The sequence below is a fragment of the Kineococcus rhizosphaerae genome (genome assembly GCF_003002055.1).
In the GTDB taxonomy this organism is placed as follows: Bacteria; Actinomycetota; Actinomycetes; order Actinomycetales; family Kineococcaceae; genus Kineococcus; species Kineococcus rhizosphaerae.
Genome location: NZ_PVZF01000005.1, coordinates 116354 through 138668, shown reverse-complemented (window position 1 = coordinate 138668; position 22315 = coordinate 116354). Strand labels below are relative to the sequence as shown.

Genomic DNA, 22315 nt, shown 5'->3' with positions numbered 1-22315 from the left:
CTCCTGGGGATCCTCCGACGTCTCAGAGTCTCGTGAGACGTTCGAAAGTCCCCAGGAGCCGGGAGGGGGACTACGGGTGGGTCATCGACATGACGTCCAGGGCGGCGTCGAGCTGCTCCTCGCTCACCTCGCCGCGTTCGACGAAGCCGAGGTCGATCACGGCCTCGCGCACCGTCGAACCGGTCGCCACGGCGTGCTTGGCGACCTTCGCGGCGGCCTCGTAGCCGATCGCGCGGTTCAGGGGCGTCACGATCGAGGGGGAGGACTCGGCGTAGCGGCGGCACGCCTCGACGTCGGCCTCGAGGCCGTCGATCGTGCGGTCGGCCAGCAGCCTGGCGGCGTTGCCCAGCAGGCGCGCCGACTCCAGGACGTTGCGGGCCATGACGGGGATCTGGACGTTCAGCTCGAACGACCCGCTGGCCCCGGCCCAGGCGACGGTGGCGTCGTTGCCGACGACCTGCGCGCACACCATGAGCGTGGCCTCGGGCACGACGGGGTTGACCTTGCCCGGCATGATGGAGGACCCCGGCTGCAGGTCCGGCAGGCGCAGCTCGCCCAGGCCGGTGCGGGGACCGGAACCCATCCAGCGCAGGTCGTTGCAGATCTTGGTGAGGCTGACGGCGACGACCTTCAGCGCCCCGGACAGCTCGACGAGCGCGTCGCGGGCGCCCTGGGCCTCGAAGTGGTCCTCAGCCTCGGTCAGCGGCAGACCCGTGTCGGCGGCCAGCAGCTCGATGACGCGCTGCGGGAACCCGGGCGGGGTGTTGATGCCCGTGCCGACCGCGGTGCCGCCCAGCGGCACCTCGGCCACGCGGACGACGGTCGCCTCGACGCGCTCGATGCCGCGCCGCAGCTGGGTGGCGTAGCCGGCGAACTCCTGACCCAGGGTGACCGGGGTGGCGTCCATCAGGTGGGTGCGGCCCGACTTCACGACGTCCGCCCACTCGTGCGCCTTGCGCGCCAGCGCCAGCTCCAGGTGCCGCAGCGCCGGCACGAGGTCGTTGACGACGGCCGAGGTGGCGGCGACGTGCACCGAGGTCGGGAAGACGTCGTTGGACGACTGCGAGGCGTTGACGTGGTCGTTCGGGTGGACGGGGGAGCCGAGCCGCTCGGTGGCCAGGGTCGCGATGACCTCGTTGGCGTTCATGTTCGAGCTGGTGCCCGAGCCGGTCTGGAAGATGTCGACGGGGAAGTCGGCGTCCCAGCGGCCGGTGGCGACCTCCTCGGCGGCGTCGGCGACGGCCTGGGCGAGGTCGCGCTCCAGGACGCCGAGCTCGGCGTTGGCGAGGGCGGCGGCCTTCTTGATGCGCGCCAGGGCCTCGATGTGGGCCCGCTCCAGCGGCGTCCCGGAGATCGGGAAGTTCTCCACGGCCCGCTGGGTCTGCGCGCGGTACTTCGCGGCAGCGGGGACCCGGACCTCCCCCATGGTGTCGTGCTCGATGCGGAACTCGTCGCCGGACTGCGGGGAGGGGGCTTCACTGGCCATGGGGGTCATCCTGCCAAGCCCGCCCGCGAGGTGGGGCACCCGGTGGTGCGGATCACGGGGAGCTCACGATCCGCTCCTGGGTGCGTGCTCAGGGTGCGCTGTGAGAACGGCCGGTGTAGGCATGGCCCACAGAACCGGACGACGAAGTCGGAGGAGGGACTGTGGCTGGCCGATGGCGCACCCGGCTGGGGATCCTGAGCGCAGCGACGGTGCTCGCCGGGGGTCTCACCGCCTGCGGAGGCTCGAGCACGGCGTCGGGGACCCCGACGCTCAACTGGTACGTCAACCCCGACAACGGGGGACAGGCGAAGATCGCCGCCGACTGCAGCGAGCAGTCCGGGGGCGCGTACACGATCGACACGTCCATCCTGCCCCGTGACGCCGCCGCCCAGCGCGAGCAGCTGATGCGCCGGCTCGCGGGCAACGACAGCTCGATCGACCTCATGAGCCTGGACCCGGTCTTCGTGCCGGAGACGTCCGAGGCGGGGTTCCTGGCGAAGGTCCCCGCCGACCTGCAGCAGCAGTGGTCCGACGGCGTCGTCGACGGGGCCGTGCAGGGAGCGAGCTGGAAGGGCGAACTCGTCACCGCCCCGTTCTGGGCCAACACGCAACTGCTGTGGTACCGCAAGTCCGTCGCGCAGGCCGCCGGGCTGGACGTGACGAAACCCCTCACGTGGGACCAGCTGGTCCAGGCCGCGAAGGCCCAGGGCACGGCGATCGGCGTCCAGGGGCAGCGGGCGGAGTCCATGACGGTGTGGGTCAACGCGATGATCGCCTCCGCCGGGGGCGAGGTCATCGAGAACCCCGACGCCAAGGGCCCCGACATCCGGCTCGGGCTGGAGTCCGACGCCGGGAAGGCCGCGGCGAAGGTGATGCAGGACATCACCGCCGCGGGTGTCGGCGGGCCGGGCATCGACAACCGCGACGAGGCGGCCACCGCCAACCTGTTCCAGCAGGGGGGCGCCGCCTTCATGGTGAACTGGCCGTTCGTCTACGCCCAGGGCAAGTCGGCGGCCGAGGAAGGCACGATGGACCAGGCGGTCTTCGACGACTACGGCTGGACGACCTACCCCGCGATGAGCGAGGGCCAGGAGGCCAAACCCCCGCTCGGCGGCATCGACATCGGCGTCAGCGCGTTCAGCGAGCACCAGGACGCGGCGTTCCAGGCCGTCTCCTGCATCGTCTCGGAGCAGAACCAGGCCGCGTACATGGTCTCCGACGGCAACCCGGCGGCGCTGGAGTCGGTCTACGACGACCCGCAGGTCCAGGAGGCGTACCCCATGTACGACACCATCCGGACCTCCCTGCAGGCCGCCGCGCCGCGACCGCAGACGGCCTACTACAACGAGGTGAGCCAGGGCATCGCCGACCAGTGGCAGCCCGTCTCGGGGGTCACGGACCGCACCCCGGGCGCCTCCCAGGAGTACATCGGTGAGGTTCTCCGAGGGGAGAAGCTGCTGTGAGCCAGGTCGAGACGCGGTCGGCGGGGGACCTGTCGGTCTCCCGGCCGGCGAAGAGACGGGCGCGGGGTTCGGACAAGGCCCGGGCCGAGGCGCGCCTCGGCTGGTACCTCGCCGGCCCGGCGTTCGTCATCCTCGTGGCCGTCACGGGCTACCCGATCCTGCAGGCGCTGTACGAGTCGCTGTTCAGCTACCGGCTCACGGCCCCGGGCGACCGGGAGTTCGTCGGCCTGAAGAACTACGGCGTGATCCTCACGGACAGCCTGTGGTGGAAGGCCCTGGGCAACACCGCGATGATCACGGTGGTCACCGTCGCCGTGGAGCTCGTCATCGGCTTCGCGCTGGCCATGGTCATGCACAAGGTGCTCGGCTGGCTGCGGCCGATCGTGCGCACGGCGATCCTCGTCCCCTACGCCGTCATCACGGTCGTGTCCGCCTACGCGTGGCAGTACGCCTTCGGGCTGACGACGGGTTTCATGAACGTCGTGCTCGGCCTCGACGACTTCGACGTGTTCGCCAACAAGTGGAGCGCGCTGGCGGTCATCTGCCTCTCGGAGATCTGGAAGACCACGCCGTTCATCTCCCTGCTGCTGCTCGCCGGTCTGGCGCAGGTCCCCTCGGACATGACCGAGGCGGCCAAGGTCGACGGCGCGACGGCGTGGGAACGGCTGTGGAAGGTGACGCTGCCGAACATGAAGGCGTCGATCATGGTGGCCCTGCTGTTCCGCGCGCTCGACGCGTTCCGCATCTTCGACAACGTCTACATCATGACCAAGGGTGCGGCGGGGACCGAGACGGTCTCCTCCCTGGCCTACAACCAGACGATCTCCCGCCTGGAGATCGGGCTGGGGTCGGCGGTCTCGGTGCTGCTGTTCGTGTGCGTCCTGGCGATCTGCTTCATCGCCATCAAGGTGTTCAAGGTCGACCTGGCCCGGGCGAGAGGTGAAGGCTGATGGGTGCGATGTCCGCGAAGGAGAAGACCGGCTGGTACGTCGGGGCGCTCCTCATCGTCCTGTACGCGATCGTGCCGGTGGTCTACATCGTCTCGATGAGCCTGAAGTCCGAGGCCGCGCTCAGCGAGAAGACGTTCTTCCCCACGAACGCGACCTGGGCCAACTACCAGGGCATCTTCGCCGGCGACGGGGCCGACCTGTTCCTGCCGGCGCTGCGGAACTCGATCATCACGTGCCTCGTCGCGACGTTCATCGCGGTCGTGCTGGCCATGTTCGCGGCCTACGCGATCGCGCGGCTGGACTTCCCGGGCAAGCGGGTCGTCCTGACGAGCGCGCTGGCCGTCGCGGTGTTCCCCGTCATCACGATGGTGACGCCGCTGTTCAACCTGTGGCGCCAGATCGGGCTCTACGACACGATCCCCGGTCTGATCATCCCCTACCTGGCCCTGACCCTGCCCATCTCGATCTGGACCATGTCGGCGTTCTTCCGGGGCATCCCGTGGGACATGGAGCAGGCCGCGCAGGTGGACGGGGCCACGAGCTGGCAGGCGTTCCGCAAGGTGATCGTCCCGCTCGCCGCCCCCGGGGTGTTCACCACGGCGATCATCGCGTTCTTCATCGCCTGGAACGACTTCGTGTTCGGCATCTCGCTGACCTCGACGTCGGACGCGCAGCCGGTCCCGGCGGCGCTGTCGAGCTTCACCGGGTCCAGCTACTTCGTCCAGCCGACGGGGGCGATCTCGGCCGCGGCCGTCATCGTCACGATCCCCGTCGTGGTCCTGGCGCTGGTGTTCCAGCGCCGCATCGTCGCAGGTCTCACCAACGGTGCCGTGAAGGGTTGATCTGAACCATGGCTCGCATCGAACTGAAGAACATCGTCAAGAAGTACGGTGACGGCTTCCCCGCCGTGAACGACGTCAGCCTCGACATCGCCGACGGCGAGTTCGTCATCCTCGTCGGCCCCTCCGGCTGCGGGAAGTCGACGCTGCTGCGGATGATCGTCGGGCTGGAGGACATCAGCGACGGGGACCTGCTCATCGACGGCGAGCGCGTCAACGACCTCGCCCCGCGCGACCGCGACCTGGCGATGGTGTTCCAGAACTACGCCCTCTACCCGCACCTGACGGTGGGCGAGAACATCGCCTTCCCGCTGCGCCTGAACCACTCCAAGGTGCCCGAGGCGGAGGTGCGCGAACGGGTCCAGCGCGCGGCGGACATGCTCGAGCTCAACGAGCACCTCGACCGCAAGCCCGCGAACCTGTCCGGGGGCCAGCGCCAGCGCGTCGCCATGGGGCGGGCCATCGTCCGCGACGCCAAGGCGTTCCTGTTCGACGAGCCGCTGTCGAACCTCGACGCGAAGCTGCGCGGGCAGATGCGCACCGAGATCGCCCGCATGCAGCGCTCGCTGGGCACGACGACGGTCTACGTCACGCACGACCAGACCGAGGCCATGACCCTCGGCGACCGGGTGGCGGTCCTGCGCAAGGGCGTCCTGCAGCAGGTGGCGAGCCCGCGCGAGCTGTACGAGCAGCCCGTCAACCTCTTCGTGGCCGGGTTCATCGGGTCCCCGCCGATGAACTTCCTGCCCGCCCGGGTGAGGGGCACGACGTTGCAGCTGCCGTTCTGCGAGGTGCCGCGGCCCGAGCAGGTCGACGGCAGCTACGAGGGCAAGCTGCTCATCGTGGGGGTGCGCCCGGAGCACTTCGACGACGCCGACGTCACCGACGCCCCGGAGGCGGCCGTGACGTTCTCCGCGCAGGTCGACGTGACCGAGTGGCTGGGCAACGAGCTGTACGCCTACATCCCGTTCGAGGCCGCCGACGAGACCCGCGAGCAGCTGGCCGAGCTGGACCGGGAGCTGGACGGGGAGAGCCTGCGCTCCCAGCTCGTCGTGACGCTGGACGCCATGAGCGGGGTGCGCGACGGGGACACCGCGAACCTGTGGTTCGACCCGCGGCGGATGCACGTGTTCGACCCGACGACGGGGGTGAACCTCACGCGCGACGAGGCGAAGGCCGTCAAGATCGGCGAGCAGTCCGAGGCGCTGCGCAAGCGGTCGCTGGAGCGGGCCCAGAGCGCCGGGGCCCGCTCCCCGGCCCACGCCTGACCTCCGCGGTCGCCGACGTGCCGCGGCGGTCGGGGTCCCGACCGCCGCGGGGCGCAGATCACGGCCCTGAGTGAGGCTCCGGTGACGCTGCGTCGATAGTGCGACGCCGCGTGGGGAGGGTCCGTGCTCGTGTCGTGAGGCGCGGTTAAGGTGCGCGCACGGGTCCTGCGCACGGGTGGGGCCCATCTCGTGCGGGGGGTGGTGGCGGTGACGGACCTCGCGCTGCCCCCGCACCGCACGGCCGACCTCGAACTCGTCCAGGACCCGGCCCAGGGGCTGTCCGTCACCGTCCGCCGCCACCTCGACAGCGCCCCCGTCCCGGAGTGGCGCGTGCTCGCCGCCCGCGCGGGCCAGTCGCCCTTCACCGGTCCCGACTGGCTGCGCGCCGTGCACACCCACCTCGGGGCGGGGGAGCCGCTGCTCGTCAGCGTCCGCCGCGACGGGCGCCTGCTGGCCTTCGGGGCCTTCGCGCTGCTGGGGGGTCCGCGGCCGCTGCTGACCTTCCTCGGGGCCGGCGGCAGCGACTACGCCGCCGTCCTGGCCGACCCGGACACCGGCGTCTCCGTGGCGCGGCTGGTCGCGGCGGTCCTGGACGGCGCCGTGCGCGAGGCCCCCGGGGCGGTGCTCGACCTCGAGCAGGTCCCCGCCGGCGGCGAGCAGGTCGAGCTGCTGACGCAGTGGGCCCTCCACCGCGGCTACGCCGTCCGCACCCTGCCGCAGGCGACCGTCCAGGTCGTCCCGCTGCCGGCCACCGTCGCCGAGCACGACGCGGCCCTGGGCCGGCACGCGCGCCACGAGGAACGGCGCCAGTGGCGCCGGCTGGCCGAGCTCGGCGAGCTCGTCGTGGCCGACGACCTGCTGGACGGCCTGGCCGAGCTGCGGGCGCAGGACCCCGAGGCCGCCGCCGACCGGCTCGAGGAGCTCGTCACCGAGCTGGCCGAGGTCGACGACGCCCACCCCCACGCCGCCCGCCGGCGCCGGCCCTGGCGCGGGGCCTCCGGCCGCACCCTGACCGAGGTGCTGTGGTCGGCCCCGGCCGGCACGGTGCAGCTGTCGGGGCTGCGGGTCGACGGCGAGCTCGTCGCCTACGCGTTCTGCCTGGCCGGCCCGCGCGCGCTGCACGGGTACGTGCAGTCCTACCGGTCCCGCTACGCCGCGACCGGTCCGGGGACGCTGCTGCTGCTGCGCCTGCTCCGGCGCGCGATCGTGTCGGGGTTCACCGAGCTCGACCTGCTGCGCGGGGACGAGGCCTACAAGAAGCGGCTGGAGCCGGTGGCCCGGCGCACGGTGCGCCTCGTCCTGACCCCGACGGGGCAGGACCTGCTGCCCGGGCTCGTCGACCGCTTCGGCGTCCTGCGGCGCACCTACCGCGACGAGATCCGCCGCCACGAACGGCTCGACCGCTCCTACGACGCGCTCGCGGGCGCCCTCGACCGCTTGCGCGGGGAGGTGTCCCGCCGCCGGGCCGCGCTCCCAGGGCTCCCGGGGCTACCGGGGCTACCGGGGGTCCGGCGCCGGCGCCGCTGACGTCCCCCGGGCCGCCTCGCGGCGGTGGGCGCGGTGCACGAAGACGAACAGGACGACGAGCCCCACGACGGCCACGACGAGGTGGACGAGCTGGCTGCCCGAGGAGTCCCACGTCGCGTGCAGGGCGACGGCGGCGGCGTAGGTCGCCACGAAGGCCCACACCGCCCGGACCCGGTGCCGGGCCGTCGGGATGCGCCACAGCACCGCCACCGTCATGCCCGTCCAGGCGATGTGGCACGCCGGGGACAGCAGGCCCCGCAGCAGCAGCTCGCCGTCGACCGCGGCGATGCTCCGGGCGCGCAGCAGTTCCTGGAAGCCGTACCCCATGGTCTCCAGCACCGCGAACCCCGTGCCGGCCGCGACGCCCACGACGACCCCGCCGCGCGGGTCCTTCGGCCGCAGCACGAGGAAGAGGACCAGCGGGACGATGAGCTTGGCGAACTCCTCGATGACCCCCACGAACAGCATCGGGACGGTCCCGAGCGTGCGCAGGGTGTCGTACTCCAGCGTCCCCGCGGTCACCGTGCCCACGACACCGCCGGCGATGGCGACCGTGGCGACCAGCCAGCCGCGCACCGCCGGGCCCCCCGGCCGCGCCCGGCCGCCGGTCTCGGCGAACGCCAGGACGGTCACCGGCACGGTGATCGCGCCGATGAGCAGCAGCGAGGGGAAGAAGTTGAGGTTCTGGGTGCGCACCATGACGCGCAGCACCACGACGTAGGCGACCACCCCCGCCACCAGGACGGCCAGCCAGGAGAACCGGGCCGCCCGCCGGCGGGCGGTGGTGGTGCGTGTCAGGGTCTGGTCCACGCCGTCAGGGTGTCGTCAGGGCAGCCCCGCCGCCAGTTCGGCGCGCGTGGGCGGGTTCGCCCCCGCCCGGGAGCAGGTGATGGACGCCGAGCGGATCGCGGTCGTCACGAGGTCCTCGAAGGTGCCCAGGTCCAGGCGCCGCAGCCGGGGCAGCGCGCCGCCGCCGAGCAGGTCGTGCTCGGCGAGGGCGTGCAGCAGGCCGGACATGAACGCGTCGCCGGCCCCCACGGTGTCGACGACGTCCACCCTCGGGGCGGGCACGTGCAGCGTGCCCGGCCCGGAGACGGCGACCGCGCCCCGGCTGCCGCGGGTCACGACGACCAGGGCCGGGCCCCGCGACTGCCAGCGCCGGGCGACGTCCTCGACGTCCTCGCCCGGCAGCAGCCAGGCGATGTCCTCGTCGGAGGCCTTCACGACGTCGGCGGCCTCGACGAACTCCTCGACCCGGGCCAGGGCCCGGGCGGGGGACTCGAAGAACGCCGGCCGCACGTTGGGGTCGTAGCTCGTCGTGGCCCGGCCGCGGACCGCCCGCAGCAGGGCCAGGGCCGAGTCCGCGCCGGGGCTGACGGCCGCCCCGATCGAGCCGGTGTGCACCAGCGCCACGTCGTCCGGCAGCGGCGTGCCCGGCAGCCGCCAGACCAGGTCGAACTCGTAGGTGGCCTTGCCCTCGGCGTCGATCTCCGCGCGCGCCGTCGACGTCCGGTCGCCGTCGACGGCGCCGGGCAGCAGCCGCACCCCGCCGGAGTCCAGGTGCGCGCGCAGCAGCCGACCGTGGGCGTCGTCGCCGAGGCGGGTCAGCAGCGCGACGTCGTGCTCGAGGCGGCCCAGGCCGTACGCCACGTTCAACGGCGACCCGCCCGGGTGCTCGACGCTGTCCGTCTCGCCCGCGCGGTGCACGACGTCGACGAGGGCCTCGCCGACGACGACCGTGCGTGCGCCGGCCGAGGGGGTGCCCATCAGCGGGGGCCGGTGAAGTCGACGGCCGAGTAGGCCTGCAGCTTGGACAACCGGTGCTCGCTCTCCACCTTGCGGATCGTGCCGGACTTGCTGCGCATCACGATGCTGGAGGTGGTGATGGTGTCCCCGCGGTAGCGGACCCCGTCCACCAGCTCGCCGTCGGTGATGCCCGTGACGACGAAGTAGACGTTGTCGCTGGCCACGAGCGCCTCGGTGTCCAGGACGGCGTCCAGGTCGTGCCCGGCGTCCAGGGCCTTCTGCCGCTCGTCGTCGTCGCGGGGCCACAACCGGCCCTGGATGGTGCCGCCCAGGCAGTGCATGGCGCAGGCCGTGATGATGCCCTCGGGGGTGCCGCCGACGCCCAGGAGCAGGTCGACGCCGGTGCCCTCGCGCGCGGCCATCACGGCCCCGGCGACGTCGCCGTCGGAGATGAACTTGATGCGGGCCCCGGCGTCGCGGACCTCCTGGGCCAGCTGCGCGTGCCGCGGGCGGTCCAGGATGCAGACGGTGACGTCCTCCACCCAGCGCTTCTTGGCCTTGGCCAGCTTGCGGACGTTCTCCCGGATCGGCAGCCGGATGTCGACGACGTCGGCGCCCTCGGGACCCACGGCGAGCTTGTCCATGTAGAAGACGGCGCTGGGGTCGTACATGGTGCCGCGTTCGGCGACGGCCAGGACCGAGACCGCGTTCGGCATGCCGCGCGCGGTCAGGGTGGTGCCGTCGATGGGGTCGACCGCGACGTCGCACTCGGCCCCGGAACCGTCGCCGACGCGCTCGCCGTTGTAGAGCATCGGGGCGTTGTCCTTCTCGCCCTCGCCGATGACGACGGTGCCGTTCATCGAGACCGTGCCGATGAGGGTGCGCATGGCGTTCACGGCCGCGCCGTCGGCCTTGTTCTTGTCCCCGCGCCCGACCCAGCGGCCGCCGGCCATCGCGGCGGCCTCGGTGACCCGGACCAGTTCCATGGCCAGGTTGCGGTCGGGGGCCTCGTCGCCGACGGCCAGGGCGGGGGGCAGGGTGGTGTGCTGGGACACGGGTGGGACCTCCTGGGGCGACAGCCGCTCTCGCGGTTGGGCTTGCGGGATCCGGTGCCCCCGGGCGGGCCGCCGGCGACGCTCGTCGTCGGCTGCCGACTCTATCCGTCACCATGGGGACGTGAGCACGCCCGAGACCACCCCGTCGGCCGAGCAGATCGCGGCGGGAGAAGACCCGCGAGGCGTTCCCCCGGCCCCCCGCCGGGGCGGCAACGTGCAGTCGATGGTCCTGTCGATGGCCGTGATCCTGGCCTTCGTCGCCGTCGTCGTCTGGCTGATCCCGCGCCCCAACGCCATCGAGCAGCCCGCGGTCGACGTGCGCAACGCCGCGGCCGGGGCCGTCTCGCAGCTGCCGTTCAACCCCGTCGTGCCCGACGTGCCGCAGGGCTGGACGGCGACGTCGGCCAACGTCAACCGCTCCACCGACGGCGTGCTCACCTGGCACGTCGGGTACCGCACCGACGGCGGGAAGTACCTGGCGCTGGAGACCGCGCAGGGCACCACGCGGACCTGGCTGAAGGCGCAGACCCAGAGCGGGGACGCCGACGGCGAGCAGACGATCGACGGGCAGGCGTGGCAGCGGTACCTGCAGCCGGACCGCGAGCGCTACTCCCTGACGCGCACCCAGGACGGCCAGACCCTGCTCGTGACCGGTGAGGGCGGCTACGACCTGCTGGCCCAGCTCGTCACGGCCGCCGAGCAGGGCTGGGCCGACGCCGGCACCCCGTGGGGCGTCAAGGAGGGCTAACCGGCCCCGGGCCCGCCCTCGCGGGCGGCGTCGAGGCGCGCACGGGCCCCGTCGAGCCACTGCTGGCAGCGGTCGGCGAGGGCCTCGCCGCGCTCCCACAGCGCCAGCGCCTCCTCCAGACCCGTCCCGCCCGTCTCGAGCCGGCGCACGACGTCGGCGAGCTCGTCGCGGGCCTGCTCGTAGCTGAGGTCGGACGGCGCGAGCGGTTCCGCGGTGGGCTCCGTGCTGGGTTCGGGGGGCACCGGGCGAGGCTACCCAGCGGTGGCGGCGACCTCGCCGTCGGGAAGCCGGATGCGCAGCCGGGTGCCGTCGGGGGCGTCCCCGGGGACGCGGACCAGGCCGCCGTCGGGCCGCTGGACCACGGCGTACCCGCGCAGCAGCGTCGAGCGGGGCGACAGCGCCCGCACGCTGGTGCGCAGGTGCTCGACCTCGACCCCGGCCCGCTCCAGCCGGTGCTGCACCGACCGGCGGGCGCGCTCGCGCAGCGCGTCCACCTCCGCCGCGCGGGTCTCGACCAGGACGTGCGGGGCGGCCAGGACGGGACGGCTGCGCAGGGCGGCCAGGGCGTGCTCCTCGCGCTCGACGCGCGCGGCGACCCCCCGCCGGGCCCGGGCCCGCAGCTGCGCGACCCCCGCCAGCTCCTCGGCGACGTCGGGCACGACGAGCCGGGCGGCGTCGGTGGGCGTAGAGGCGCGGACGTCGGCGACGAGGTCCACCAGCGGGGAGTCGACCTCGTGCCCGATGGCGGACACGACCGGGGTGCGGGCCCTGGCCACGGCCCGCACGAGCGCCTCGTTGCTGAAGGGCAGCAGGTCCTCGACGTTGCCGCCGCCGCGGGCCAGGACGACGACCTCCACGTGCGGGTCGGCGTCCAGCTCGGCCAGGGCCTGCACCACCTCGGTGACGGCGTTCGGCCCCTGGACGGCGACCTCGCGGACCTCGAAGCGCACCGCGGGCCAGCGCAGGCGCGCGTTCTCGACGACGTCGCGCTCGGCGGCCGAGGCCCGCCCGCAGACCAGCCCCACGGTGTGCGGCAGGAACGGCAGCTCCTTCTTGCGCGAGGCGTCGAACAGCCCCTCGCTGCGCAGCACGCGCTTGAGGTGCTCGAGGCGGGCCAGCAGCTCGCCGACGCCGACGGGCCGCACGTCGTCGGCGGCCAGGCTCAGCGACCCGCGCTTGGCGAAGAACTCCGGCTTGGCGTGCACGACGACGCGGGTCCCGTGGCCCAGGCCGTCGGGCAGCGCCTCGCGCAGCCGGGACAGGACGCGGCGCGCGATCGTGACGGGCAGCGACATGTCGGTGTCGGCGTCGCGCAGCGTCACGAAGACGACGGAGGCGCCGGGCCGGTCGTTGACCTGCACGACCTGGCCCTCGACCCACGTCCAGGGCATCTTGGCGATGTAGGCGTCCATCTTGGCCGCGAGCAGGCGCACGGGCCACGGGTTCTCGGCCGTCGTCTCCCCGGCGGTGGTCGGGCGGCGCGCGGGGGGTGGGGCGGTCGGGTCGGCGGGCACCGCGCCATCCTCCCAGCCGCGTCCGGTCGCGCGGGCGCCCGGCGGTGTCCGGGGCCCGACCTACCATGGGGGCGTGACCCAGAGCGTGACCGGAGCTGCGACCGAGGCCCAGGCCCCCGCCGACGAGAGCGCCGACGACTGCAACGACACCTCCCTGCTGAGCACCCCCGCGCAGCGCGCGGCCTGGGACGGCGGCAAGCGGGTCCTGCTCGCGGCGCCGCGCGGGTACTGCGCCGGCGTGGACCGCGCCGTCATCGCCGTGGAGAAGGCCCTCGACCTGTACGGGGCGCCCGTCTACGTCCGCAAGGAGATCGTCCACAACAAGCACGTCGTCAAGACGCTGCAGGCGCGCGGGGCGGTCTTCGTCGACGAGACCGACGCCGTCCCCGAGGGCGAGCACCTGGTGTTCTCGGCGCACGGCGTCAGCCCCGCCGTCCGCGCGGCCGCCGAGGCGCGCTCGCTGCAGACGATCGACGCGACGTGCCCGCTGGTGACCAAGGTGCACAAGGAGGCCGTCCGCTTCGCCAAGCAGGACGCCGAGATCCTGCTCATCGGCCACACCGGCCACGAGGAGGTCGAGGGCACCGCGGGTGAGGCCCCCGAGCACATCACGATCGTCGACAACCCCGACGTGGCCGACCGCATCGAGGTCAAGGACCCCGACAACCTCGTCTGGCTCTCGCAGACCACGCTGAGCGTCGACGAGACGATGGAGACCGTCCGCCGGCTGCGGCAGCGCTTCCCGAACCTGCAGGACCCGCCCAGCGAGGACATCTGCTACGCCACGTCGAACCGTCAGGTGGCGATCAAGAAGATCGCCCCCGAGGCCGACCTCGTCATCGTCGTGGGCTCGGCGAACTCCTCCAACTCCGTGCGGCTGGCCGAGGTCGCCCTCGACGCCGGCGCGAGGGCCGCGCACCGCGTCGACAACGCCGGGGAGATCGACGACGCGTGGTTCGCCGGCGTCACGACCGTCGGGCTGACCTCCGGCGCCTCGGTGCCCGAGGTGCTCGTCGACGAGGTCCTGGCCCACCTGCGCGAGCGCGGCTACGGCGCGGTCGAGGAGGTCACGACGGCGATGGAGGACCTGCAGTTCGCGCTGCCCACGGACCTGCGCCGCGACCTGAAGGCCGCCAACGTCACCGGGGGCCGCCGGACGCTGCCCGTCACTCCCGTCTGAGCGCGGCGACCGGCTCCTCCAGCAGCTCCGGCGCCGTCAGCGGCCGCACGGTGTCCTCCAGCGGCCGCGGGGCGGGCAGGTCCTCGTCCGCGAGGTCCAGGTCGCGGATGCGGCGGGCCGAGACGAGCACCCGCCGTTCCAGGGTGCCGACGAAGCGGTTGTAGTCCTCGACCGCGCGGTGCAGCGTCCGGCCCAGGGCTGCGGTGTGCCCGCCGAGGGTGCCGAGCCGCTCGTACAGCTCGCGGCCGACCTCGAACAGCTCCCGCGCACCGCCCGCCACCGCGTCCTGCTGCCAGGTGAGCGCGACGGTGCGCAGCAGGGCCAGCAGGGTCGTCGGGGTCGCCAGCACCACGCGCCGGGACATGGCGTGCTCGAGCAGGGCCGGGTCGGCCTCGCACGCCGCGGCCAGGAACGCCTCGCCCGGCACGAAGCAGACGACGACGTCGGGGGAGTCCTCGACGGCGCTGGGGTACTCCTTGGCGGCCAGGGCGTCGACGTGCCCGCGCACGGCCCGCGCGTGGGCGGCCAGCTCGCGGCGGCGCTCGCCGTCGTCGGCGGCCTCGCCCGCGCGCAGGAAGGCGGCCAGCGGGGCCTTGGCGTCGACGACGACGTGCTTGCCGCCGGGCAGGTTGACCACCAGGTCCGGGCGCACGGTCCGCCCCGAGCGGGTGGTCAGCGTGGACTGCTCGGAGAAGTCGACGCGGTCGAGCATCCCGGCGTGCTCGACGACGCGGCGCAGCTGCACCTCGCCCCACGACCCCCGCGAGGAGGAGGCCCGCAGCGCCCCGGCGAGGGTGGCGGTCTGGTCGCGCAGGGCGTCGGTGCCCTCGGCGACGGTGCGCAGCTGCTCGCTCAGCCGCGCGAACTGCTCGACGCGGTCGCGCTCGAGGGCCGCGACCTGGGCCTCGACGCGCTGCAGGCTCGCCGCGACGGGGGTGACGGTCGCCGTCAGCTCGTGGCCTGCGCCGACGCGGTCCTCCAGCTCGGCGACCCGGGCGCGCAGCAGGTCCCGCTCGGTGCGCACGGCCTGCGCCTCGGGGTCGGTGCGGGCGCGGTGCACCCACCGCGCGAGCAGAATCCCGGCCACCACCCCGGCCGCCAGGCCCGCGAGCAGCCCCACGAGGAGAGCGACGACGTCCATGCCCAGGGACTGTGCCACGTCGGTCCGACACGCCGGTGCGACTCCCCGGGGCCCGCGGCACCCCGTGCCCTCGCCGCCGGGTCCGGGCGGGCGCAGACGGTAGGCTCTGGTTCCCGTGGCTCTCACCATCGGCATCGTCGGACTGCCCAACGTCGGCAAGTCCACGCTCTTCAACGCCCTGACCAAGAACGACGTGCTCGCGGCGAACTACCCGTTCGCCACCATCGAGCCCAACGTCGGCGTCGTGGCGCTGCCCGACCCGCGGCTCGACGAGCTCGCGAAGGTCTTCTCCAGCGAGAAGACCGTGCCCGCGACCGTCTCCTTCGTCGACATCGCGGGCATCGTCAAGGGCGCCAGCGAGGGGGAGGGGCTGGGCAACAAGTTCCTCGCCAACATCCGCGAGGCCGACGCGATCTGCCAGGTGACGCGCGCGTTCTCCGACCCGGACGTCGTGCACGTGGCCGGGTCGATCGAACCGGCCGACGACATCGCCACGATCCACACCGAGCTCGTCCTGGCCGACCTGCAGACCCTCGAGCGCGCGATCCCGCGCCTGGAGAAGGAGGTCAAGGGCAAGAAGACCGACGCGGCCGTCCTGCGGGCCGCCGAGGCCGCCTCGAAGGTCCTCGACTCCGGCCGCCCCCTGTCGGCCGCGACGAAGGCCGACGACGTCGACGTCGCCGCGCTGCGGGAACTGGGCCTGCTGACCACCAAGCCCTTCATCTACGTCTTCAACGTCGACGAGACGGTGCTGGGCGACGAGGGGCGCAAGCAGGAGCTGCGCGACCTCGTGGCCCCGGCCGAGGCCGTCTTCCTCGACGCCAAGCTGGAGTCCGAGCTCGTCGAGCTGTCCGCCGAGGAGGCCGCCGAGCTCCTGGAGTCCGTGGGGCAGGACGAGTCCGGCCTCGACCAGCTCGCCCGCGTCGGGTTCGCCACCCTCGGCCTGCAGACCTACCTGACCGCCGGCCCCAAGGAGTCGCGCGCCTGGACCATCCACCAGGGCTGGACCGCCCCGCAGGCCGCCGGGGTCATCCACACCGACTTCCAGCGCGGCTTCATCAAGGCCGAGGTCGTCTCGTTCGCCGACCTGCTCGCCGCCGGGTCGATGGCCGAGGCCAAGGCCGCCGGCAAGGTGCGCATCGAGGGCAAGGAGTACGTCATGGCCGACGGGGACGTCGTGGAGTTCCGCTTCAACGTCTGACCCGTCCCGGACCACCTCGCCGAGGGGGCAGCCGGACGGATCAAGTCGAGGCCCGCACCGGCCGACGTGACCGAGGTGAACCGAGACGACTGGCTCGCCCTGGCGCAGACGGAGCTGCAGGACGCGACGACCGGTGCGCCCACCGCCGTCGTCGCCGGGCCGGCCCCCTCGGCCGAGGGCGCCCGGCTCGCGGCGCTGCACGAGTACGGCCTCCTCGACACCCCCGCCGACGACGAGCTGTCGGCCGTGGTGCGGGCCGCCGCGGTGGTCGCCGGGGTGCCGCACGCCACGCTCAACCTCATCGACGAGCACCGCCAGTGCCAGCTGACCACGGTCGGCTTCGAGGGCGCGGACTCGGCGCGCGCGGACTCGATGTGCGCCCTGCACTTCGAGGACGGCGAGGTCGTCCACGTCACCGACGCCTCCCTGGACGGCCGCTACGCCCGCAACCCGTGGGTGGACGGCCGGCTCGCGCGCGTCCGCTTCTACGCCTCCGCCCCGCTGGTCACCCCCGCCGGGCACGCCCTGGGCTCGCTGTGCGTCTTCGACACCGTCCCCGGGTCCCTCAGCGAGCGCCGGCTCGACGTCCTGCGCGACCTGGCCGGGGTCCTGGTCGCGCTGTTCGAGCGCCGGCGCCAGGTCCGGCGGGAGGCCGAGCAGCGGCGGCAGGCCGCCGAGGCGCGCGAGCTGGCGGTCCTGGCCATGGCCGAGTCCGAGGCCCGCTGGGAGCTGAGCGAGGTCGTGGCCGAGACCGTCGACACCGGCCTGGTGACCGTCGACGCCGACGGGCAGGTCACCTCGCTGAACCGCGCCGTGCGCCAGTGGCAGGGCCCCTCCCACCTCGAACGGCCCACCTACCTGGCCGCGGACGGCGCCACCGCCCTGGAGGCGCACGAGCTGCCGTGGCTGCGCGCCCTGCGCGAGGGGGCCGTCCAGGGCGCCGAGGTCGTCCTGGCCGCGCCCGGCCGGGCCCCGCGCACCCTGGTGTGCTCGGGCCGGGCGATGAGCCGGGCCGACGGCACCCCCCTGGGCGCTGTGGTCGCCCTGAACGACGTCACCCGCGACCGCGAGCGCGAGCGGGCGCTGGCCGAGGCCCACGCGGAGACGGAACGGGCGCACGCGGCCATCGCGCAGGCCCACGCGGCCCTGGAGCAGCACACCCGGCGCGTCCAGGCCCTGGCCGACGCCTCCCGCGCCCTGGCCGCGGCCCAGGAGCCGCAGGAGGCGGTGTGCACGCTGCTGCGCGAGCTCACCGGCGCCGACGCGGCGTACCTGCTGCGCCCGGCGACGGTCGACGGCGTCGACGGGCTGCGGGCCGTGGCCCTGTCCAACCTGCACGCCGGTGACGTGTTCTACCCGGCCACCGCCTCGTCCCTGGCCGGGACCTGCTTCACCTCCTCGGCCCAGGTCTTCGTCGCCGACGTCCGGACCCACCCGCTCGCCTCCCGCCGGCACGTCGAGTCCAGCGGGGTCGTCTCCGGGCTCTGGCAGCCGGTGGTGCTGCCGGGGCAGCGCACCGTCGGCGTCCTGGGCGTCTTCTGGCGCTCCCCGCTGGCCCAGCTGCCCGAGCACGACGTGCTGGCGCTGCAGACGCTGTCGGGGGAGGTGGCCCACGCCGTCGAGCGCGCCGACCTGCTGCAGCGCCTGGAGCGGGCCGCCGAGCGCGACCCCCTGACCGGGCTGGCCAACCGACGCCGCTGGGACGAGGCGATCACCGGGGAGGTGGCCCGCGCCGCGCGGACCGGGGCACCGCTGAGCGTGGCGCTGCTGGACCTGGACCGCTTCAAGGCCTACAACGACACCTACGGCCACCTGGGCGGGGACGTGCTGCTGCGCGAGTTCGCCGCCGCCGCCGCCGACTGCCTGCGGGAGGTGGACACCCTGGCCCGCTGGGGCGGGGAGGAGTTCGTCCTGGCCCTGCCCGGGTGCACGGCCGAGGCTGCCGTGGCGGTGGCCGACCGCATCCGCGCGGCCGTGCCGCGCGGGCAGTCCTGCACCGTCGGCATCGCCCAGTGGCAGCCGGGCCTGGGGGCCGACGACGTGATCGCCCGCGCCGACGAGGCCCTGTACCGGGGCAAGGAGGGCGGGCGCGACGCCACCGTCGTGCACGGGGCGGACGACCCCGTCCCGGTGGGCCCGGCCGCGTGAGCGTTGCGCCACGGGGGTGACACCCCTCGAGCCCAGCGGCGCACCGGCCGATGTCGGAGAGTGACGGCGTCCCGCGCGGGACGACCGCACGACCCCGTCCACCGTCCCGGCCCCGGTTGGAGGCTCCCCGTGCCCGTGCCCGTGCCCGTGCCCTCGACCGGTGCCGTGCTGCGCAGCGCCGCTTTCGCCGTCGTGTTCTGCGCCGCGGTGCTCCTCGGACGGATGACCGTGATGGACGGCACCAGCCTGAGCCTGGTGTGGCCGGCGGCCGGGGTCGCGGTGGTGTGGTTCGCCGCCCAGCGGCGCGCCGGGACGCGCTGGCTGGACGTCGTCCTGGTCTCGGCGGCGACCTTCGTCCTCAACGCCGTCACCGGGGCGTCCCCGGCGCTCGCGGCCTGCTTCGTGGGTGCCAACCTGGCGCAGGTCGCCACCTTCGGGGCGCTGTTCGCCCGGTGGTGCCCGGACGCGTGGGGCGCCGGGGGCCGTGAACCCCTCACCGGGGTGGCGCAGCTGATGCGCCTGCTGGCGGCGGCGGTGCTGGCCACCGGCGCCGGGGCCCTGCTGGGACCGACCTCGGTGTGGGCGCTGACGGGGCACTGGTCGTGGCTGACGGCGCTGGTGTGGATGACGCGCAACACCGCCAGCATCCTGCTCGTCGCCGCCACCGCCTTCCGCGTCGGCTGCCTGCTCAGCGCCCGCCGGGACGCCTCCCGCGAGGCGTCCGCCGACACCGGCCGTCCGGCGGGGCCCGCTGTGCTCGCCCCGGTGCGCTGGCCCCGCGGTGGGCGGCTGGTCGAGCTGGCGCTCGCGCTGGCGTGCTCGGTGCTGGCCTACGCGCTGGTCTTCGGCGTCTACCACCGCCTGCCGGTCGCCTTCCCCCTGATCGCGCTGTCGGCGTGGGTGGCGCTGCGCTTCGACACCACCATCGTCCTGGTCCACGACCTGCTCATGGGCGTGGTGGCCGTGCTGCTGACCCTGGCCGGGGACGGCCCGTTCGCGATGATCGCCGACGACGCCACCCGTGCCGTCGTCGTGCAGCTGTACGTGGTCGTGCTGGCCGTCCTGGGCCTGGCGCTGGCCATGGGCCGCGACGAGCGCGACCTCCTGCTGGCCGCGATGGTCGCCTCCACCGCCGCCAGCGAACGCTCGGCGCGCGAGGCGGCCGCGCTGCGGGTCGTCGCCGAGGAGCAGCGCGCCCTGGCCGAGCGGGCCCGCCGGGAGGCCGTCGAGGCCGCCGCCGAGGCCGAGCTGCGCGGGGAGTTGACCCGGGCGGTGCTGGACTCGGTCGACGTCGGCATCGTCGTGGCCGACGGCGACGGCCGCCTGACGCTGTTCAACCGCGCGGCGCAGGCCTGGCACGGCCTGGACGCCGACGCCGGACTGGAGCCGGACGAGCACGCGGGCCGCTACGACCTGTTCGCCGCCGACGGCACCACCGCCCTCGCCGCCCACGACGTCCCCCTGGCGCAGGTCATGCGCACCGGCGCGGTCACCGGCGCCGAGATGGTCATCGCCCCCACCGGCCGCGAGGCGCTGACCGTGCTCTGCTCGGGCCGGCGGATGAGCCGCGCCGACGGCACCCCCCTGGGCGCCGTGGTCGCCATGACCGACGTCAGCGCCGACCGGGCCCTGCGCCGGGACCTGGAGAGCGCCCGGGCGCAGGCCCGTGAGCAGGCCGACCTGCTCGGCGCGGCGTTCGAGGCCTCGATGGTGGGCAACGTCCACCTCGACCTCACCGGCACGGCGCTGCGCGTCAACGCCGCCGCCGCGGCCATGCTCGGCCACGACCCCGCCGACCTCGTGGGACGCAGCTGGGGGCAGCTCGTGCACCCCGAGGACCGGAGCGCGCGCAGGGAGGCGATGCGCGAGTTCCTCGCGGGCCCCCGGGGGACCGGCTCCGGCGGGACGACCGCCCTGGGCGGTCAGGTGCGCCACCTGCACCGCGACGGGCACGTCGTGCACACCCAGGTCTCCTCCGCGCTGGTGACCGACGGTCGGGGACGGCCGGTGCACCTGGCCAGCCAGATCGTCGACGTCAGCGCCCGCGTCGCCGCCGAGGAGGCGGTGCGCGGTCAGCGCGACGTGTCCACCCGGTTGCTGCGGGCCCTCAGCGACCTGGGCGAGGGGGTCCTGGTCGAGCACGAGGACCAGATCACCTACGCCAACGACGCGCTGGCCCGCCTCACGGGGCGCCGCACCCCCGCCCTGCTGGCCCTGCCGACGTCCCTGCTGCTGGTCCCCGAGGCCGAGCAGGAGGCCTGGTCGGCCCGCCGCGCGTTCGCTCCCGGTCAGCTGGGGGCCGGCGCCTCGACGGTCACCGCCCTGCGACACGCCGACGGGACGAGCGTGCCCGTGGAGGTGACCACCGTGCCGCTGCCCGACGCCGGGGGCCGGGCCACCCTCACCCTGGTCCGCGACCTGTCCGAGCGGTTGCGCGACCAGGCGGCCCTGGCCGCCTCCAACGACCGGCTGCGCGAGGCCAACCGCCTCAAGGACGACCTGGTCGCCACCCTCAGCCACGACCTGCGCCAACCCCTGTCGACGACCACGGGCTTCGCCGAGCTGCTGCTGGACGAGTGGGACGAGATCGGCGAGGACGAGAAGCGACAGCACCTGGGCCGCATCCACCGGGCGGGGCGCTGGGCCGACGACCTGCTGGAGGACATCCTCACGATGGCCCAGCTGGAGGCCGGCACCCCGGTTCCGCGGACGGCGCGCGTCCACCTGCCGGCGCTGGTCGCCGACGTCGTGGACCGCCTCCACGTGCAGGCCTCGCTCGTGGACACCACCGGGGTGCAGGACCTCACCGTCCTGGCCGACCGGGGGCACCTGCAGCAGGTCCTCACCAACCTGGTGGCCAACGCCTTCACGTACGGCGCCCCGCCGGTGCGGCTGACGGCCCGCCGCCGGGGGGACCAGGTCGCCCTCGACGTCGTCGACGCCGGTGAGGGGGTCCCCGAGGAGTTCGTGCCGCGCCTGTTCACCCGTTTCGCGCGGGCCACCACGGGCGTCGCGGCGGACCGCAAGGGCACCGGTCTGGGGCTCTACATCGCCCGGCAGCTGGCCAACGCCAACGGCGGTGACCTCACCCACCAGCCCGCCGCGGGGGGCGGCTCGCGCTTCACCCTCACCCTCGACGCGGTCGACGCCGTGGACGCCGGCGCGCGCGAGGCCCTGGAGCGGGCCGTCGGGCTGGCGTGAGGCGCGGCGACCGCTACCGCGCCCGCCGGCCCGTCGGCCCGTCGGACCCGCACCGGCTGGGCTCACAGGGTCGTGACCAGCCCCCCGTCCACGACGACGTCGGTGCCGGTCGTGTTGCCCGAGCGTGCGCTCGCGAGCAGCAGGACGACGTCGGCGACCTCCTCGGGGGTGGTGAACCGCCCGCTGGGGGCGGCGGCGGCCTGCTCGCGCACCACCTCCTCGGCGCTCGTGCCCCGGGCGCGGGCGACGGCGTCGGCGACCCCGCCGCCGGCCAGCCACAGGTCGGTGCGGACGGGCCCGGGGCTGACGGTGGTGAACCGCACCCGCGAGCCGAACTCCTTGGACAGGGACTTGCTCAGGTTGCCCAGCGCGGCCTTGGCCGCGCTGTAGTCGACGACCCCTGGGTCGGGCAGGAACGCGTTGACCGAGCTGACGGTGACGACGTCGGCGCCGGGCCGTTGCAGCAGGTGCGGCAGGGCGGCGCGCAGGGTCCGGACGGCGACGAGGAGGTTCACGTCCAGCGCCCAGGCCCAGTCCGCGTCGGTGAGGGCGAGGAACCCGTCGACGCGGGCCTTGACGGCGCCCACGTTGTTCACGAGCACGTCGAGGCCGCCGAAGCGCGTCACCGCCTCGGCGACGACCCGCTCGGGACCCCCGGGCGCGGTGAGGTCGGCCAGGACGGGGTGCACGGAGCCGGTGGCGGCCAGGGCGTCCAGCTCGGCGCTGCCGCCCCGGGCGGCGGCGACGACGTGCGCGCCCTCGGCGGCGAAGGCACGGACGACGGCCAGCCCGATGCCCCGGCTCGCGCCGGTCACGACGACGACCTTGCCGTCCAGTCCGAGGTCCAC

18 protein-coding genes are annotated in these 22315 nt (G+C 74.3%); 10 read left to right on the top strand and 8 right to left on the bottom strand.

Annotation, left to right across the window (positions count from 1 at the left end):
* Positions 1-70: 70 nt before the first annotated feature.
* Entirely contained in the window at positions 71-1486 is a 1416-nt protein-coding gene (locus CLV37_RS11585; protein WP_106210404.1) for a class II fumarate hydratase, read from the bottom strand.
* A 161-nt stretch (positions 1487-1647) separates the two neighbouring features.
* Between CLV37_RS11585 and CLV37_RS11580 the strand changes: the two genes are divergently transcribed.
* From CLV37_RS11580 to CLV37_RS11560, 5 genes are all read left to right on the top strand, one after another.
* The gene (locus CLV37_RS11580; protein ID WP_106210402.1) at positions 1648-2949 is read left to right on the top strand and encodes an extracellular solute-binding protein; all 1302 of its coding nucleotides are present in this window, start codon (positions 1648-1650) and stop codon (positions 2947-2949) included.
* Positions 2946-3899 (top strand): carbohydrate ABC transporter permease, encoded by a 954-nt coding sequence (locus CLV37_RS11575; RefSeq protein WP_106210400.1) that lies wholly within the window; start codon positions 2946-2948, stop codon positions 3897-3899. The genes CLV37_RS11580 and CLV37_RS11575 overlap by 4 nt, the downstream gene beginning before the upstream one ends.
* Positions 3900-3907: 8 nt before the next feature.
* Positions 3908-4741, top strand: coding sequence for an ABC transporter permease subunit (locus CLV37_RS11570; RefSeq protein ID WP_106210761.1), 834 nt, complete (start codon positions 3908-3910; stop codon positions 4739-4741).
* An 8-nt stretch (positions 4742-4749) separates the two neighbouring features.
* Positions 4750-6006, top strand: a complete 1257-nt coding sequence (locus CLV37_RS11565; protein WP_106210398.1) for an ABC transporter ATP-binding protein — start codon at positions 4750-4752, stop codon at positions 6004-6006.
* Positions 6007-6213: 207 nt separating this feature from the next.
* Positions 6214-7533: a GNAT family N-acetyltransferase gene (locus tag CLV37_RS11560; protein WP_170127205.1), complete on the top strand. Its 1320-nt coding sequence runs from the start codon at positions 6214-6216 to the stop codon at positions 7531-7533.
* Here CLV37_RS11560 and CLV37_RS11555 read toward each other — a convergent pair.
* The 3 genes from CLV37_RS11555 to glpX are packed head-to-tail and all read right to left on the bottom strand — an operon-like array spanning position 7504 to position 10265.
* Positions 7504-8343, bottom strand: a complete 840-nt coding sequence (locus CLV37_RS11555; RefSeq protein WP_245885367.1) for a PrsW family glutamic-type intramembrane protease — start codon at positions 8341-8343, stop codon at positions 7504-7506. The two genes, CLV37_RS11560 and CLV37_RS11555, sit on opposite strands and share 30 nt — an antisense overlap.
* A 15-nt stretch (positions 8344-8358) precedes the next feature.
* Positions 8359-9300: a carbohydrate kinase family protein gene (locus CLV37_RS11550; protein WP_106210394.1), complete on the bottom strand. Its 942-nt coding sequence runs from the start codon at positions 9298-9300 to the stop codon at positions 8359-8361.
* On the bottom strand, positions 9300-10265 hold the full coding sequence (gene glpX / locus CLV37_RS11545; protein WP_211298596.1) for a class II fructose-bisphosphatase: 966 nt from the start codon (positions 10263-10265) through the stop codon (positions 9300-9302). The genes CLV37_RS11550 and glpX overlap by 1 nt, the downstream gene beginning before the upstream one ends.
* 190 nt (positions 10266-10455) lie before the next feature.
* On the opposite strand from glpX, the gene CLV37_RS11540 reads away from it, so the two are divergent.
* Positions 10456-11082 (top strand): DUF4245 domain-containing protein, encoded by a 627-nt coding sequence (locus tag CLV37_RS11540; protein ID WP_170127204.1) that lies wholly within the window; start codon positions 10456-10458, stop codon positions 11080-11082.
* On the opposite strand, the gene CLV37_RS11535 is transcribed toward CLV37_RS11540, so the two are convergent.
* Both CLV37_RS11535 and xseA read right to left on the bottom strand, forming a co-directional pair.
* Positions 11079-11324: an exodeoxyribonuclease VII small subunit gene (locus CLV37_RS11535; protein ID WP_106210390.1), complete on the bottom strand. Its 246-nt coding sequence runs from the start codon at positions 11322-11324 to the stop codon at positions 11079-11081. The genes CLV37_RS11540 and CLV37_RS11535 overlap by 4 nt on opposite strands.
* 9 nt (positions 11325-11333) lie before the next feature.
* Positions 11334-12596, bottom strand: a complete 1263-nt coding sequence (gene xseA, locus CLV37_RS11530) for an exodeoxyribonuclease VII large subunit (RefSeq protein WP_106210388.1) — start codon at positions 12594-12596, stop codon at positions 11334-11336.
* Between the two features lie 157 nt (positions 12597-12753).
* Here xseA and CLV37_RS11525 point away from each other — a divergent pair, with 157 nt between their 5' ends.
* The gene (locus CLV37_RS11525; RefSeq protein ID WP_106210755.1) at positions 12754-13776 is read left to right on the top strand and encodes a 4-hydroxy-3-methylbut-2-enyl diphosphate reductase; all 1023 of its coding nucleotides are present in this window, start codon (positions 12754-12756) and stop codon (positions 13774-13776) included.
* Here the strand turns inward: CLV37_RS11525 and CLV37_RS11520 are convergent.
* Positions 13763-14917: a DNA recombination protein RmuC gene (locus tag CLV37_RS11520; RefSeq protein WP_106210386.1), complete on the bottom strand. Its 1155-nt coding sequence runs from the start codon at positions 14915-14917 to the stop codon at positions 13763-13765. The two genes, CLV37_RS11525 and CLV37_RS11520, sit on opposite strands and share 14 nt — an antisense overlap.
* A 115-nt stretch (positions 14918-15032) precedes the next feature.
* Between CLV37_RS11520 and ychF the strand changes: the two genes are divergently transcribed.
* The 3 genes from ychF (at position 15033) to CLV37_RS11505 (ending at position 21467) form a co-directional block, all read left to right on the top strand.
* Positions 15033-16118: a redox-regulated ATPase YchF gene (gene ychF / locus CLV37_RS11515; protein WP_106210384.1), complete on the top strand. Its 1086-nt coding sequence runs from the start codon at positions 15033-15035 to the stop codon at positions 16116-16118.
* 75 nt (positions 16119-16193) lie between these two features.
* The gene (locus CLV37_RS11510; RefSeq protein WP_146149371.1) at positions 16194-18266 is read left to right on the top strand and encodes a diguanylate cyclase domain-containing protein; all 2073 of its coding nucleotides are present in this window, start codon (positions 16194-16196) and stop codon (positions 18264-18266) included.
* Between the two features lie 129 nt (positions 18267-18395).
* Complete coding sequence (locus tag CLV37_RS11505) at positions 18396-21467, top strand: PAS domain S-box protein (RefSeq protein ID WP_106210380.1); 3072 nt, start codon at positions 18396-18398, stop codon at positions 21465-21467.
* Between the two features lie 62 nt (positions 21468-21529).
* On the opposite strand, the gene CLV37_RS11500 is transcribed toward CLV37_RS11505, so the two are convergent.
* Positions 21530-22315, bottom strand: a complete 786-nt coding sequence (locus CLV37_RS11500) for an SDR family NAD(P)-dependent oxidoreductase (protein ID WP_106210378.1) — start codon at positions 22313-22315, stop codon at positions 21530-21532.